The following is a 15,172-nucleotide window of genomic DNA, read 5'->3' as shown; positions in this document are numbered from 1 at the left end:
TCTCAATCCTGCAAGGCCCGCCATTGCCATCGGGCAATCCAGGGATCGATTCGGACCAGGAGGAAGTAAGCCCACGATTGCTTAAATCGACGCCAGAATGACAATTCTTTCCAATCATTCAGAGTTACTCCGCGAGATTCCTTCAGATTCGCGTTAAAGACTTCGCGCGCCTTTTGCGCGAAGTCTTTGGTTTCAAAACGCACCATGAGCTCGTAATTGATGCTCAGGCTTCGGTGGTCCAGGTTAGCCGAGCCGATGTACACGATACCGTCAATGATGATAAGCTTCGCATGAAGGACCTGAGGCTGATACTCATGGATTTCGACTCCGCCTCTGAGCAAACGACGGTACAGGTTCTGCGCTGCCAGCCTCGAGATCGTTATATCCGATTTGCCTGCCAATATGAGTTGGACACGGCCTCCCTGGCGGATAACGCGCATCAGTTGTCTGCGGATGCGCCAGGAGGGGAGGAAATAGGCAACCATGATTTGCACGGAGCGCGCCCGCCCCAGGTCGGCCCCCAAGGCGCGCCGGATGGGATTGCGCCTCCGGCCCGGTCCGCTCAACAAGACCTGTTCCTGTGGGGTGAGAATGCTTTTTGAGGCCGTGATGGGGCGCAGGCGCATGAACCGCTTATGCTGAAACTCAGCGCGGGCGAACATCTCATCGAACGCCGCAGCGAGCCGGCTGACGAGCGCGCCCTCAATCCGCAGCCCGATATCGCACCAGCCGCAATTCACGCCATCCCCTTCATATTCAGGCGCGATATTGAACCCGCCGACAAAGGCGATGCCTTGGTCGCAGACCAGGAGCTTGCGGTGGTCGCGAATGCCCCAACGATGCAACGAAATCGGGTTGAATTGGCGCACCTCGCCGCCTGCATCGCGCAGCGGCTTCCAAAAACTCTCGGACAATCCGTAGGACCCAAGGCCATCAATCAGCACTTGGACACGCGCGCCTCGCTGCCGGGCGCCGACCAACTTATCAAGGAACCTTTCCCCAAGGGCGCCCGATGCGTAGATGTAAGTTTCAAGGCAAACCGATTCGCGCGCTCTGTCGATGGCCTCGAGCATTGCGCCAAAGAACTCCTCGCCCGTGCAAAGCCAATTGCAGGTCGCATCAGTTGCCTGGGTTGGCATCAATAAAGAGTAAAATGCCCACAAGCACTTGGCAATAGGTCAGGTCAGAAACCGTAATCGGTTAGTGACGGCGGGGCGCTGCCGCCTAAAGGCGGCGTTCCGCGCGTCCGGAACGCCGGCTTCAGCCGGCAGCCCCGCAGTCACTGAGGCATTACCAGAAACCGAAAACGATTTCCATTTCGCTGAATTGAGGCATCTTATTCACGTGCGGTTCATGCTGAAGGTTTTATTTATAATCTGCTTAAACGCGGCAGTGCCGGCGGCACAAGCGGCCCATACTCAGGCGCGCCTGGTCCTTGCGGCTCAGAACGCCCGCCCCGGGGATACTGTGCTGGCTGGGATCGTTCTCCAAATGGACCCAGACTGGCACATTTATTGGAAGAATCCCGGAGATTCCGGCATCGCCACCAAGGTCGAATGGGAGTTGCCCCCTGGGGTTGCCGCCGGACCTGTTCAGTGGCCGGCGCCCCAGAAGCTGGTGGATTCAGTCCTAACGACTTACATTTATAAGAACCAGGCCGTCCTGCTGGCGCTGCTCACATTGTCCTCCAATTTGCCTGCCGGCCCAATCACCATTCGAGCCACGGTGTCATGGCTCGAATGCAAAAGCCTATGCATCCCTGGGAAAGAGGAAGTCCAAGGTGTTCTTAACATTGGGGAACAAACGACCCCCTCGGCGGCTGCCGCCTTGTTAGAACAATGGCAAAACCAAATGCCAAAATCGGGAGACATCCTTGGCCTCCGCGCATGGTGGGAAGCTCCCGCAAAAGGCGATGAGCGCACCCTCCTCATCGAGTGGAACTCCACGGAGCCAGCCAGTGACGCGGACTTTTTCCCAGACAGCAGCGACTCGTTCGGGGTGCAACCTGCGACCCAGCGCGTCCCGGCGCCTCCCGGCGAGATCAGTCTTAGCAAAGTAGTCAAGAAATCGAGCGGTCCATGGCCCGATGTCATTACAGGTGTGCTGGTCCAAACTACCGCCAAAAGCAAATTGGCTTACGACGTTCAAGCCCGTCTTGGGCCGCCCAACGCCTTGGCGGCGGGTTCCAGCGGCACTCCCGAATTTTCCGCCGTTCCTCTGCCGCCCCTTTGGGAGAAGCTCATTTATGCCTTTATAGGCGGGCTTATCCTCAATGTGATGCCGTGCGTGCTGCCGGTAATCGCGCTGAAGATTCTGGGATTCGTGGGCCAGGCCAAAGCCAATCCCGGCTATGCGCGCAAATTAGGATTCATTTACGCCCTGGGCGTGCTGGTTTCATTTCTCATCCTGTCCGTGTTGGTTATCGCCCTTCAAGCAGCGGGACACAAGGCCGGCTGGGGCATCCAGTTTGCAAATCCCTATTTTCTAGTCTTCATGACGACTCTGGTGACCCTGATCGCGTTGAATCTGTTTGGCGTTTTCGAGGTACACTTGGGCGGAGGGACCTTGGATGCGGCGTCGAGATTATCCGGGAAACACGGACCCGCAGGGGCCTTCTTCAACGGGTTGCTGGCCACCGTCCTGGCGACCTCTTGCACCGCGCCCTTTTTAGGCGCCGCCGTAGGGTTCGCTTTTGCCCGGGGTCAAGAGGCGGCGCTAACTGTGCTGGTGTTTCTGACGATTGGGCTTGGTTTGGCCTTCCCCTACGTTCTATTGAGCTGCCAGCCTGCCTGGCTAAGAGGGCTCCCTAAACCAGGGCCTTGGATGGAGCGATTTAAAATCGCCATGGGCTTTCCGATGCTCGCTGCAGCAGTTTGGCTTTACAGCCTGGCCTCGGTGCATTATGGCGAGCGCTCGTGGTGGTTGGCGATATTCCTCGTCATGGTCGCCCTTGCCGCGTGGGTTTACGGAGAATTCGTCCAGCGCCATCGGGCACGGCCAGTTATTGCCATTGCCGCTGTCCTGGTGCTTCTTGTTACGGCTTACTTTTTTGCGTTGGAAAACCACCTCGGGCTGCTCGCGCCAATCGACCTGGCCCGGGCCCAGCCTGGCATCGAGGCAAATGCCCGGGGCGTTGCCTGGCAGACCTGGAGCCCGGCGGCCCTGGCCCGCGCCCGAGCTGAAGGTCGGCCTGTGCTGGTGGATTTTACCGCGCAATGGTGCCTGACCTGCAATACAATCATCAAACCCGCCCTCGAAAGCGCCGCCGTTCGTCAAAAGATTCGCCAGCTTAATGCTGTTGCTTTATTGGGTGATTATACGGGCGTGCCCGATGACATTACTGACGAACTCAAGCGCTATGGCCGCGCCGGAGTGCCCCTGGTCCTGGTTTATCCGAAGGACCCAAACGCCCCGCCGAGCGTTTTGCCCGAAGCCCTTACGCCCGGAATGGTGGTGGCGGCGCTGGATCGCGCGGGGCAATAGCTTCAATCCGCCACAGGCAAAGAAACAAAAAAGGCGCTTCCGCAGCCCGGTTCGGATTGAATCCAGATGCGGCCATTGTGCCGTTCGAGGATGCGTTGGGCGATGGTGAGTCCCAGGCCCTCGCCTTCACCGGCATCGGGGTTGAGGCGATGAAAGATTTCGAAGACCCTGGCCTGGTGCTGGCGGGCGATCCCCATGCCGTTATCGCGCACTTCATAAATTGAGCGGCCGTCTTCAGTCCGGCCAGAGACCGAAATGACCCCGGGCCGCTTCGGCTCGAGGTACTTCAGCGCATTATCCAGCAGGTTGGAAAAGACCTGGTTAACCTGAGTGGCGTCGCCCAGGCAATTGGGCAGGTTATGGATTTGCAACTTCGCCCCGGCTTTCTTTATTTGAAATTCCATCGAGTGGAGGATGGCAGCCATCATCGCGTTCATATCGAGCCGCTCGATGTTCAGGGCCGCGCGCCCGAGCCTCGAGTAACGCAGGAAACCCGAAAGCAAGGCGTCTATCTTGGCTACACCAGCCTGGATATAACCCAGCGCCTCGGGGATGTCCTCCTGTAAGAGAGCATGCAGTTCCGCGTCGGACGTTGCCGGGGGGGAGCCGCGCTTCTGCTGTGCGGCTGGGGCTGCGAGCCCGGAGCCGGCAGGTCCAACTTCGAGCCGCGCCTGAAGGCGCTGGCAAGCCCGCGACAGCTCCTGGCTGAAGCCCTGGATATTGACCAGAGGCGAGCGGAGATCATGCGAAGCGACGTACACAATCGTTTCGAGTTCTTTGTTTTTTTCCGCCAGCGTTTGAGCCAGCTCCGCGAGTTTTGCTTCGGCCTTCTTGCGCTCGGTGATGTCCCGCACAAACCCGGTGAATAACCTGCGATCGGCCAAACGCACCTCGCTCACCGCAAGGTCCATCGGGAACAATTCTCCATTTTTCCTTCGGCCGACTACCTCGCGCCCAATCCCGATGATCTTGGCGTGACCTGTCCGCAAATAATTGTCCAAATAGCCATCATGCCGTTCCCGATCCGGCGAGGGCATCAGCATGCTGACATTGTTTCCGATCACCTCCTCAGCGCGAAATCCGAACGTCTTTTCGGCGGCGGGGTTAATCGATTCGATGATTCCGTGGTCGTCGATGGTAATGATGCCTTCGACTGCCGTCTGCAAGATGGCCCGCAGCCGTTCTTCGGTCCCCTGACTCATCCCGGTATGATCACGCATGCAATCAAAGAATGAGGGATGAGGGAGGAAATGAAAGGATGAGGGATGAGGGGTTCCGCAGTTTATCAGTCATCCTTGATCCTTTGGCGTTAGCAACCACGAATGAACGCCGATGGACGCGAAAGACAGTTGCCCGGCAGTCTTCCGGTTCTTTGTTATTGTCCTACCGCCGGCGTTTCGACCGACAACCTTCGACTAAAGAAATTCGCATTCATTGGCATCCATTCGCGGTTCCCCCAAGATTCGCGCCCTTTATGCGCGTTTTCCCAGCAATTGCGTTCGGTACTCGGTCGGTGAGAGGCCCAGGATTTTTTTGAATACCCGGTTGAAATGCGTCAGGGATTGGAATCCCACCTCGAAGGCGATTTCGCTCACCCGCAGGTTGGGATTGAGCAACAGGTTTTTGGATTTCTCGATGCGCACCCTCGAGAGGTAATCGGTGAAGTTGATCCCGGTTACCTTTTTGAACATCTTGCAAAAATAAAATGTGCTCGTGTTGCAGGCCTTGGCAACATGGCTCAAGCGCAGGTTCTCGGTCTGGTGTTCCTGGATATACTCCTTGGCCCGCGTAATCACCGGCGGTTCGGAATTTTCCTGCTGCACAATGACCTGGTTGCTCAACATTGAGAGGTGCTGGGCGAAGATCGCCAGCAACCGCGTCACTGCTTCATGTTGGCGCGTTGGAACCACGCGCGTGGCAAAATAGGCCTGCCTCAAAGCCTGCGGCTCAATGTTCACGCCCCAATCCGAAATCTGCCGGGCAGTCCTGTCAAATTGGCTCTCCGTCGGCTTCTTGCGAAAGACCTGGCCCGTTTGCAGGAACCCAATTAAGCGGTCTCCTAATCGAACCGGCACGGCGGTATCCGACAACCCATTCGGGCAGGAAACCGTATGCGGCTCGTGGCTGGCCAGTTCCGACAGCTTTTCCTGCACTGACAAACAAGATGCGCAGGCGCGGCTTTTCTCGGAAATCAACGCGCAAAACGGACCCTCGTTGCGCTTGCCGTGATGCGGCAGTTGCCACGTCTCGGCCGGGCGCAATGCCACTGGAAGGCCCGTCGCTTCGGTGAACGCCCGCTCATAATCCTGAAAGATTTTCGAATTGACCAGCGCCTCGATCAAGGCGCGGTCGCCAGAGCCGTTGGGGCGCGCCTTGAATCCGGGCCCCCGAAGCCCGGCCGGCGCGGCGCCAGCCTGCCCCGAACGCGGGGCGGGGATACTGGGAGCCCCGTTGGGCGGGCTAAATGCCAATGCGGTTTCGGAGTCCTGCCTAACATTTGTTGTTTGCACATGAGCAAATTACGATAAGCCGGCAGTCAAGACAATTAGGGTAGTGCCTGATTGTGACTTGGGGGAGAGGCTCAGATGGGCTAAGGGATTCCCTTAGAGCCTGTTTTAGTGCGCCGTGGAAAGGCGCAGAACTCCAGTGGGAGAGTGTTGCGGTGGATAACCATGCCCGACATCGGCTGTGACGAGTACGAGTTCCATTTCTTGACTTGATAGAACTGAGAAATCTTCGTAGAAATGGGGCGTATCAGGCGACGGGCGAGCCGCTCGCACGGGAGTGTTTCTTTTTCCGGCGGCCGGCGGAAGGGAAAGAAAGCGAGGAAATGAATGGAACTTGGGAAAAAGTATCCGAAAGGCAAGTCTGCGGACTCCGCGGCATTGAGGTTCCCTGCATCGCTTGGCGCCGGCTCGGTCCTGCCTTCCCCTGGCGCGAAAGGACCGCGTATTCGGGTTGTTCTTGCCGGGGCGTGCGATGGCACGCGCACGCGCGTTGAGCGGGTAGCAGCCGCTCACGGGTGGCTTTTGCGCGATTACCCGGGCCTGTCCGAAGCCGCGGCGGCCCTCTCCGGTCTGCGCGCCAGCCTGCTACTGCTTGCAAGTTCCCAGGTCCGCCCCACTCGCGGCGGTTTCGGTGAGGTCAAACTCGCGGCGTCCGAGCTCCCGGTTATCATTCTGGGCGAAAGTCGCGTTCCTGCGGAGATTGCGCGGTTCATCGCGGCGGGCGCGGATGGCTACATCGTCGAAACCGCGCCTTGGCAGCATTTTGAGCGCGCCGTTGTGAGCGCGGCTCACGGCAGGGGCTTTCTTTGCAAGCTGGCCCAGGAGGCGCTCGTGCGGCATGTCCAATCCCAGGCAGGCCGCCTGCTCTCCTTTAACCTAAGCCCGCTGGAATGCGCCATCGCTCCGTACCTGCTCCAATCACTGAAGGAAAAAGAAATTGCGGAGCGCATCGGGCTGCGCGATCCCACGCTCCATACGCACCTCAAGCGGCTCTACCACAAACTCAGCGTCCACAACCGCCAAGGCGCCGTAAGGCGGCTTTATTACGGGCGGCTGAACAGCGCGCTAGGGTAAGGGATCGTGCAACAGCAAACTCGGTTCTCGGCTCGGTGTCGTGTGAGCGTGGAGCGTTTGAGCAAGAAGCGTGGGGGCCCAAGTGCTGCAGACACACTCGACGCCCTGACGATCCACACTCCAGCGCGGGCCGCGAATCACAATGTTAAAACCACGCCCTGTAAGCAAAACCGCTGATAGATGGGACGCTAATCTTGTCCTATGGACCGCCTTCTTGCTGCTCCTCTGGTTCGACATCAAAGGGGCCCATAGCGTTACCTGGTTGAAGGCGCTCGTGCTGGTATTCTGGGGCGCCGGGGCATTCGCGCTGGCGCGCCGGTGCGGTTGCGGCGCCTGGGTGGCTTGGCCTGTGGCGCTGGCGGGCCTGCTGGCGCTGCAGTACGTGGACGTCACCACTCCCTCGGTACGGCAACATGACGTAGGCGGGCATCGCGAGTACATTGATCATCTCTCCGCGCGCTTGGCCTTGCCCGGCGTGCAGCAAGGCTGGGAAACCTGGCAACCGCCGCTCTACTATGCCGCTGCCGCGCTCTGGCGCATCCCATTCACACATTACTCCTTTGACGACCCGTTCCGTCCCGTTCAGTTCCTTTCGGCGACCCTGTATCTGGCTACGATTGCTCTCGGGCTGCCTGCTTTCCGCCGCCTGCATCTCAGCGGGGTGGAGGCCGCCGCTGCCCTGGCCGCCCTGGCGCTACTGCCGGGAAACTTGTTCTTCGCCGCCCGGATTAACAATGACGTGCTCCTGCCGTTGCTCGGCGCCGGTGTCATGCTCGCGGCTGCGGAATTCGTCCGCTCGGGCGAAAGGAGCTGGTTGTGGTGGCTGGCGGCGCTGCTGCCCGCCGCGCTCGCCACAAAGGGGTCGTCGCTGGCGATTGCCGGCGGCGCATTGTTACTGGTCTGCTGGTCCGAATGGCGTCGTAGCGGTTGGTTGCTGGCTTTGCAAAAAGCCTACCTGACCGGCCTGCCTGCGGGGCTCTGGCAGCTTTCCTGGTGGATTCGGAATACAATGCAGACCGGCAACCCGCTCTATGTGAACGCCGCCTTGCCGGATTACCTGCGCATCCACACCCCCTCCCTGCAGCGCATCTTCTCGTTCGACCTGCCTGCTTTCATCGGGGGCCGCTTTTATTACGACGCGCCGATGTGGAATTCCTACCCGACGGCGCTGGTCACGAGCCTGCTTTACGATGAGTACGGGATGCAGGAGTATCATTTCCAGTGGTCATTGCTTCTCCGCTGGAGCTGCCTGGGAATGCTGCTCGTGCTCGCCGCCGGCATCCTGGTCCGACCACGGCCTGAACTCAAGCCGGCTTGGTTCGTTTGCCTATACCTGGCAGGGTGCCAGACGGCAATCACAGTCGCCTACGCTCTCCAGTTCCCATTCGCTTGCAACCAGAACGTGCGCTTCTTCGCGCAGGCGTTCGTGCCGTTTGCCTGCCTGTTCGGGCTCGGCGGCGGCCACTTCTGGCAGCGCGCCGGATGGGCCGGCCGGGGCGCCCTCGCTGTCATTGCGTTAGCGGCCCTGCTCGGGCTGGGCGAGGTGTATTCGCGCATGCTCTTTTGACCGAACCTTGCAGGCGCTCCTGCACCGGACGATCGTTTGTGGGTTTATGACGCACACCCAATGGGAACACCGTGCCTGTACCCTAATTTGCCCCGATTCTTGCTTTGCGTTTTAGGCAACATTGCTCGTTAATGAACGCGTGATGGAAACGGAGCAACGCAATGCGCAAGGCCGAGTATCCGATATCCGCGCCATTCGGGTCCCAATAATAGCTGTATGAATCCGAGCACGAAATTGACGCTACCGGAAAGCTTGGAAGGGTATTTCATCAATAGTGCCGTTGCTATTCTGTTTTGCACGGCTAGTCTAAAGCTGTTTGGCATTCTGCGCCCTGTTCCTTACATGGCGTTAACCGATCCCCTTGTCCCCCTCGCAAGCAACAGAATAACCATAGCCTGTGCAGCCTTACTGGAGATGCTGATCGGCTCTCTTTTGCTCGTTAGGCTGCCTGTAGCGTTTAAACTCCGCTCACTGGTCTGGCTTGCTTCGCTCTTCCTGGCGTACAGGGTTGGGCTTTGGCTAGTCGGATATGCCGCACCCTGTCCGTGCCTTGGCGGCCCTTTGGATTGGTTGGGTCTGAGGCCACAGGTGACGGATTGGATCGCGAAGGGAATTATTGCATATCTTTTATCGCTTAGCTGTGGATTTTTAATTCTTGATACTAAATGGCATTTGATACACCAGAGAAGCCGCACTTGAGCGAGGTCGTGGCGATCGCCAGTGCAAACAAATTGAGCTGGGTGGGAGTAGCAATCGGCTGCTGCGTTTCCTGTTGTTGTTGCGCCGTTCAATTCCACCTGGAGGGTGATATCCGGGCAACGATTTTCGGACCCACCGGCGCGTCTCAGCAGACAATTCCTTCGAGATTTTCGGTGTCTGTGTGGCACAATTTGTGGCAGATTCGAGGTTATTTTGCAAATTCCAATTTCACCGTGAGCGGCTGCGATGGGACGAATATATACACCATTCTTTACGACATGGAAAAGGCTGAGGCGTGGTCTCAACGCCCCCGGCCAAGCTGGATTACGCCAGGTTTGTATCCACTGGATGTATCCTGGCAAACCGCTATCCCGTGGCTGGCGTTCGCTTCTACCCCTTACCTCGATCAAAGAACAAACGATACTCTCCCGGGCTGTTGGGGATTGCCAAGAAATGAGGCCGACATGTGGACCTGCGGGAGCGAAGTAAAAAGGTCAATCGAGCCTCCTTTCCTGCCATTGGAAGTGAATTACATCGTTGATCCGGGCTGCCAGAAGAGGGCCGTCACAAACAATAACCTGCTTAGCGCTGTCCCTAACAAAGCAATTGAAACTGCGATTTTTCAATATCCTCCAGGCTTTGCTTACGGCGAATACAAGGTGAAGCGCACAACAAATTGGAACGGGCTCGTGCTGCCATCCGAGTTTGAGGTCAGACGATACTACCCAAGATATACTCCTCGCGCTGTTTATCTTGGCCCGGCGCTTGTCGTCCTCTTCGAAGGGAAAACCAGGACTGTAACTCGCGCCTCGGAGGAGGAGGTGGTGCCTAAATCCGATCGTCCAATTTCAATTGCCGACTTTCGATTTTCCAAGCGTGATGTCGGGGTTGATTTCATAGGTTACGTAAGCACCGACGGGTCCTGGCCCTCCCAAAGCGACAAGAGGTTGGCGGATCTCTTTCGCGCCAAAGTGGCCAGTTCAACCGAAAGCGTGAAATATTTCCTGAAACGAAAGCGAGCCGGTAGTGCTTCTTCCACTGCGCGGGCTGCCGGGCTATTAGTGATCGCCTGTGTATTACTGTTTCCTTTGGCCTGTTTCGCATTAAACAAAATGAGAACAAAACCACTAACGAAAGGATGAACTAAATGAGGTCATTAACATGCTCGCCATTGTTAAGAATGGCGTTAATAGTGTGCGCCTTGCTCAGCCTGCCTGTTTTTGCAGGGTATGATTGCTATACGAAGCCAAACACGACATCTGGAAATCCCTGTATCATATCTGGAACCAGTTGCATACTGCCTCCTCCACCTCCGGCTGTCGGCTGCTTTCAGACAATCTACACCGGCTGCATGTACTGTGATGACGGCAGCAAACCCTCTTGTCCGCCTCCTAGCGGAACCACGTGTTCATTTGCAAACCAAGCCGGCTCTTGTGGCTGGGTTGTTGTAAAGCCAGTGCCTCCTTCTAACTACGCTGTAAGCTTGTGCGAGTGCACAGGCTGGACAACGACAAGCGCGGGGACTTATACAAACCCCTGTATGTGACCGAGGTACCAGAGAAATGTGAATCTGAGGAACCACTAATCTATAATCAATGGTAAATTATGAAACAGAACGTTCTCCTAACTGTATTGGTCGCGGCAATTTCAACGGGCTTTCTGATCGATGTTGGTTATGCCGACGGATGTGGGTCTTACCCAAATTGCGTAATCGGACCCTGGAGCACCCCCGCATGCCCTAATTGCACCTCCTCAAGAACGATCACGGATGCGGGCTGTTGGGGACCAGCAACTCCGCAGGAAAATTGCGTCTCGGCATCGGTGCCCACATTTGCAGACATGCTCTGCGTAGGCACCTCGTGCGCCTGGAATACCGCAAATCTTGAAGATTACCAAACTGCCCACGTTGACGGGCCCCCTTGCTACTAACCCCGCCAGGTCGGAACGGGCGCAGAGGAGGTCTCATCCCACTCTTGGCTGCCCGTTTCTGACGAGGGAGCCCCAGAGTGTGGAGGGCGGCCATCCGGAGAACTAATTAGCAGACGATGATGAAGGCAAACCTGAGGTGCCTGAGGCACACGTGGCTGGAACCCTGGTTGATTATGCTCATCGGCGCACACCTGCCAAGTAGAATAGTTCCTGCTCCGTTGGGTATGGACGGCATCGTCGGTGCGATAGAGATTCAACGCACTAACCAGAGAGCATGGAAAGTCGCCTTTGATCTGACCACGACTTACTTTCTCAGCAATTCGCTGATTTCCAAGTTGGGCGAAGATTTGGCCAATCCCTCGCACCGTACAAACCTGGCGTATCAGTTGCAGATGATCCGCTCCGGGAATTTCCCTACCGAAAGAGTGGAAGTCCGCGAAGGCGCGATCAGAGTGTTCGGTGAAGGCGTGTCCATCGAGAACACGTTGATCTCCGTCAGCGGTGCGCGGCCCGGCGAAATGCTAGTGTCCAACAATTTCGAAGTCAGCACCAGAACTTTGTATGTGAGGCAATACTCATATGGCGGGGACCGTGCCAGGTTCGTGCCTGGCGAGGTTGAGATGCGCTCCAAACCACCAAAATCCTTAGGCTTGCCCCATCCAATCGTTCCAGCCGCCTTCGAAAATCTTCTACTTTCACTGACAAACGTGGCGATTGCTGCGGCGGCCAACGGGTTGTTGACGCTCAGCGGCGATGCAATCGGGGAGAAATGTAGCGGGCACTGGGAAATCCTTCTAGATCCCCAATGTAACTTGTTTCCCCGCAGGATTTCTGCAGTCCAGTGCGACGGCTCTCGCGCCACTTGGGACGCAGAACCCGCCTACCGCGATGGCCTGGGATGGGTCCCCGAGAACGCGGAAATGCAGGTCCAGAGCGCTTCCGGAGCCGACCTGTACAAAGAGTTATGGCGTTTCTCCAACTACGGGAGCACTTACAGGTCTCCGGCCTCGCTCGGGAAAATCGACGTTCCGCTGAATTACATCGTAAACGAGTACCGCTATTCGAATGCATTCGCGTACATTATGGGCTATCGTTCCCCAACTGCAAGTGAGCTTCTGCGTATGTCCACGAACAGAGATGCCATATTGATGTATCAGCGCTTGAGTCATTCTCATCGCACAGTCCTCAATCAAAGTCGATCGGGCAGAATTATCGCTGCTTGCGTCGTCTTGGGCCTTCTGTGTCTTCCAGCGCTGTCTTATTTGTGGAACCGAGCGACCTCGTTCCGACACATTCCCAGGTAATGACAAAACTGTTGCGCCGAAGCCTTACTCCACGCGCGAGGAACTATTATATGTCGTCCTGCACAGGCTGAGATCATGCATTCGACAATAACCACTCATTTGCGTGAACGAAAAACTCTGTGCAAAATTTTGTCAGGAAGATTCGGTAGGAGTCGAGAGATATGCGGTGTGAGGGAGGGCGCGAGGAACCTGCCCGTATGGCAAAGCATTGTTGCCAGCAAAATCCTGCTAGCCACAGCGGTGTTGCTCGGACTGTGTTCGGAATTCGATATACAACAGTTTTCTTTTGCTTTTGCACGGTGGCCTCCAACGGGAGATCGGACTTTTGGAAGCCGACTTGCCGCTTGGGACAGCGCGCATTACCTGGTTTTGGCCACCAAAGGATACGAGCCGGGGTCTCCGTCCTGTGCGTTCTACCCCCTCTGGCCCGCGGCGATTCGGGCGGCCTCATGGATTTTCATAAACCCGCTGATTGCTGCCATGATTCTCGGCAATGCAATGTCAGTATTGTCCTTTTGGATGTTTTACAAGTTGGTCGAACGAGATTTTGGGAATAGGGTAGCCGGAGACTCGCTTGTGCTTTTGCTTGCCTTTCCTGGAGCTGTATTTTTTTCGTTTCCATATACCGAGTCGCTTTACTTCATCATGGTAATGGTGTTCTTTTGGGGACTCGCTCGCGAACGGCATTTTTGGGTTTGTATCACTAGCTTTTTGATGCCATTGACAAAAGCGATAGGCGTTTTTGCAGTCGTCCCCCTTGCTTGGCATCTTCATGATCGCAAAAGGGGATTGGGGTACTGGCTGCTTGTTTTGGCACCGTTGCTTGGGTACGCTTCCTACTTTGCCCTTATGTACGCATGGACTGGAAATGCTCTGGATGGTTTTGAGGCTCAAAAGGCATATCCTTACTCGCCCTCTGTCTTGAATATCTTAAATGTGGGTGGTTTCGTTCGGACTTTTCTCCACATAGGCAGTGTGGACGGCATGACTGATTCGGCTCTCGATCGCCTCTTTTTCATTTTTCTAGCGTTGCTCCTGCCTTGGATTTATCGCCGAAACCGCGCATGGTTCCTGTATTCATTAGCAGCGGGCCTCATTCCTGCCGGCACGAGCTGGTTTATGTCTTATAGGCGGTACATAATGGTTTGTTTTCCCGTTTTTATTGTGCTTGCTCAACTCCTTGCAAAGACAAAGCAGCGGTGGATTTTCTGGTACTACGTGGCCTGGTTAGCCGCGTTGCAAGTGTGGGCGGTAAAGGAGTTGGTCAATTTCGGCTGGGCTGGCTGAGGTATGGACGAACATTTTCCCAAGAATTCTGCCGTGAACGCGCTGGCCAATGTTAGCTCGATAGATGGGATGATGAACTCAGCCGTAGATGGGGCGCCGTTCGTCGAGGCTGCGGTGCTCCTGCCTCTGATGTGGCGTATCGACGAGGCGGTGAAGCAGTTTGTGAACTTCAACTGGGCGGGGTGAGGTGAGGGCAAAATGCAGAGTTCAAAGCGCAGGACCGGGGTGCGGTTTCACGCTGATCGAGTTGCTGGTGGTCATTGCGATTATTGGCATCCTGGCGGCGCTGCTCCTGCCGGTGTTGAATCGCGCCAAGGGCAGAGCGCAGGGCGTCTATTGCATGAACAATGGCCACCAAATGATACGGGCCGTTCACCTGTACGCGGCGGATTACAACGACTGGTTGCCGCCCAACCCGGAGCACGGCACCAATTCGAGCTGGGTCGCGGGCACGATGAAAATTCCCGAGCAGGCAACCAACACCCTTTTTCTTACGGACCCCCGTTATGCGAAGCTGGCGCTGTACACGGGAAACAACCCGGGGCTTTACCACTGTCCGGCCGATCATAGCACGGTAATCATCGCCGGTGTGAGCTATCCCCGGGTGCGAACCTTCTCGATGAGCCAGGCGGTGGGGACCAAGCCGCTGCCGCCGCTGTCCGCCGTGGACGCTCCGTGGCTGGACGGCAAGCATCATAACAAGGCGAATGACCCGTGGCGGACGTACGGGAAGTTTGCCGACATGACGGCCCCCGGGCCGGCTGGCCTTTGGGTGTTGCTGGACGAAGACGAGTACAGCATCAACGACGCGCAGTTCGCGGTCTCGATGGCGATGCCGACGGCGTGGGTGGACGTGCCGGGCAGCTATCATAATTTCGCCTGCGGCATCGCCTTTGCTGATGCCCATTCCGAGATTCACAAGTGGACCGATCCGCGGACGGCGGTTGGTGCGAAGATCAAGCGGGCGGGCAGCCGGAACCAGCCCGGGAACAAGGACATCCTGTGGCTGCAGAAGAGGACATCGTCGAACGTGGTGACAGGAGAGCCGTTCTGAATGGGTGAACAAGTGAAGGGTGAAACGTGAAAGCGAAATAGGCGGGCCAGTGGCTGGTGAGGGGCCGGTTGGCCGCGGGGCAGGCTCTGCGGCGGTCGAGGGGCCTGGCGCCGCGCGGTTCTGGGGTCCGGCTCGGCGCAACCTTCTGCTGGCGGCCCTGGCGGTGAAAGCGGCAACGTTTCTCGTGGCGTTGTCAGCCATCGCATTGTTCCCCTCGTTCAACCTGCGCGAATATCATAACGACATCCATTGGCCGCGCGATAGGCCG

General features: G+C 57.0%; 12 protein-coding genes. 9 read left to right on the top strand and 3 right to left on the bottom strand.

All coding sequences use genetic code 11. The features are described 5' to 3' along the window. Positions 1-2: 2 nt before the first annotated feature. A complete protein-coding gene (locus tag VG146_03395) occupies positions 3-1,139 on the bottom strand; it encodes a phospholipase D-like domain-containing protein (GenBank protein ID HEV2391388.1) in 1,137 nt (378 codons plus the stop codon). A gap of 253 nt (positions 1,140-1,392) precedes the next feature. On the opposite strand from VG146_03395, the gene VG146_03390 reads away from it, so the two are divergent. Continuing rightward, positions 1,393-3,483 (top strand): protein-disulfide reductase DsbD domain-containing protein, encoded by a 2,091-nt coding sequence (locus VG146_03390; GenBank protein HEV2391387.1) that lies wholly within the window; start codon positions 1,393-1,395, stop codon positions 3,481-3,483. Between the two features lie 2 nt (positions 3,484-3,485). Here VG146_03390 and VG146_03385 read toward each other — a convergent pair whose 3' ends face one another. Together VG146_03385 and VG146_03380 are read right to left on the bottom strand one after the other, a co-directional pair. Further along, positions 3,486-4,703, bottom strand: a complete 1,218-nt coding sequence (locus tag VG146_03385) for a PAS domain S-box protein (GenBank protein HEV2391386.1) — start codon at positions 4,701-4,703, stop codon at positions 3,486-3,488. A gap of 252 nt (positions 4,704-4,955) precedes the next feature. Continuing rightward, complete coding sequence (locus VG146_03380) at positions 4,956-5,993, bottom strand: PocR ligand-binding domain-containing protein (protein ID HEV2391385.1); 1,038 nt, start codon at positions 5,991-5,993, stop codon at positions 4,956-4,958. A 324-nt stretch (positions 5,994-6,317) separates the two neighbouring features. Here VG146_03380 and VG146_03375 point away from each other — a divergent pair, with 324 nt between their 5' ends. From VG146_03375 to VG146_03340, 8 genes are all read left to right on the top strand, one after another. Then, the gene (locus tag VG146_03375; GenBank protein ID HEV2391384.1) at positions 6,318-7,064 is read left to right on the top strand and encodes a LuxR C-terminal-related transcriptional regulator; all 747 of its coding nucleotides are present in this window, start codon (positions 6,318-6,320) and stop codon (positions 7,062-7,064) included. A gap of 142 nt (positions 7,065-7,206) precedes the next feature. Further along, the gene (locus VG146_03370; protein HEV2391383.1) at positions 7,207-8,631 is read left to right on the top strand and encodes a hypothetical protein; all 1,425 of its coding nucleotides are present in this window, start codon (positions 7,207-7,209) and stop codon (positions 8,629-8,631) included. An 878-nt stretch (positions 8,632-9,509) separates the two neighbouring features. Beyond that, entirely contained in the window at positions 9,510-10,472 is a 963-nt protein-coding gene (locus VG146_03365; GenBank protein HEV2391382.1) for a hypothetical protein, read from the top strand. A gap of 960 nt (positions 10,473-11,432) precedes the next feature. Then, the gene (locus VG146_03360) at positions 11,433-12,563 is read left to right on the top strand and encodes a hypothetical protein (protein ID HEV2391381.1); all 1,131 of its coding nucleotides are present in this window, start codon (positions 11,433-11,435) and stop codon (positions 12,561-12,563) included. Positions 12,564-13,043: 480 nt separating this feature from the next. Next, positions 13,044-13,850: a hypothetical protein gene (locus VG146_03355; protein HEV2391380.1), complete on the top strand. Its 807-nt coding sequence runs from the start codon at positions 13,044-13,046 to the stop codon at positions 13,848-13,850. Positions 13,851-13,853: 3 nt separating this feature from the next. Next, positions 13,854-14,036 carry a hypothetical protein gene (locus VG146_03350; protein ID HEV2391379.1) on the top strand — a complete coding sequence of 61 codons (183 nt, stop codon included), beginning with the start codon at positions 13,854-13,856 and terminating at the stop codon, positions 14,034-14,036. A 1-nt stretch (position 14,037) separates the two neighbouring features. Continuing rightward, positions 14,038-14,904, top strand: a complete 867-nt coding sequence (locus tag VG146_03345; protein ID HEV2391378.1) for a prepilin-type N-terminal cleavage/methylation domain-containing protein — start codon at positions 14,038-14,040, stop codon at positions 14,902-14,904. A 19-nt stretch (positions 14,905-14,923) separates the two neighbouring features. Continuing rightward, on the top strand, positions 14,924-15,172 hold a 249-nt coding region (locus VG146_03340; GenBank protein HEV2391377.1), incomplete at its 3' end, for a hypothetical protein.

Source organism: Verrucomicrobiia bacterium (assembly GCA_035946615.1).
In the GTDB taxonomy this organism is placed as follows: domain Bacteria; phylum Verrucomicrobiota; class Verrucomicrobiia; order Limisphaerales; family UBA8199; genus DASYZB01.
The sequence above is the reverse complement of the archived record's forward strand: the minus strand, read 5'-3'. Positions and strand labels throughout refer to the sequence as shown.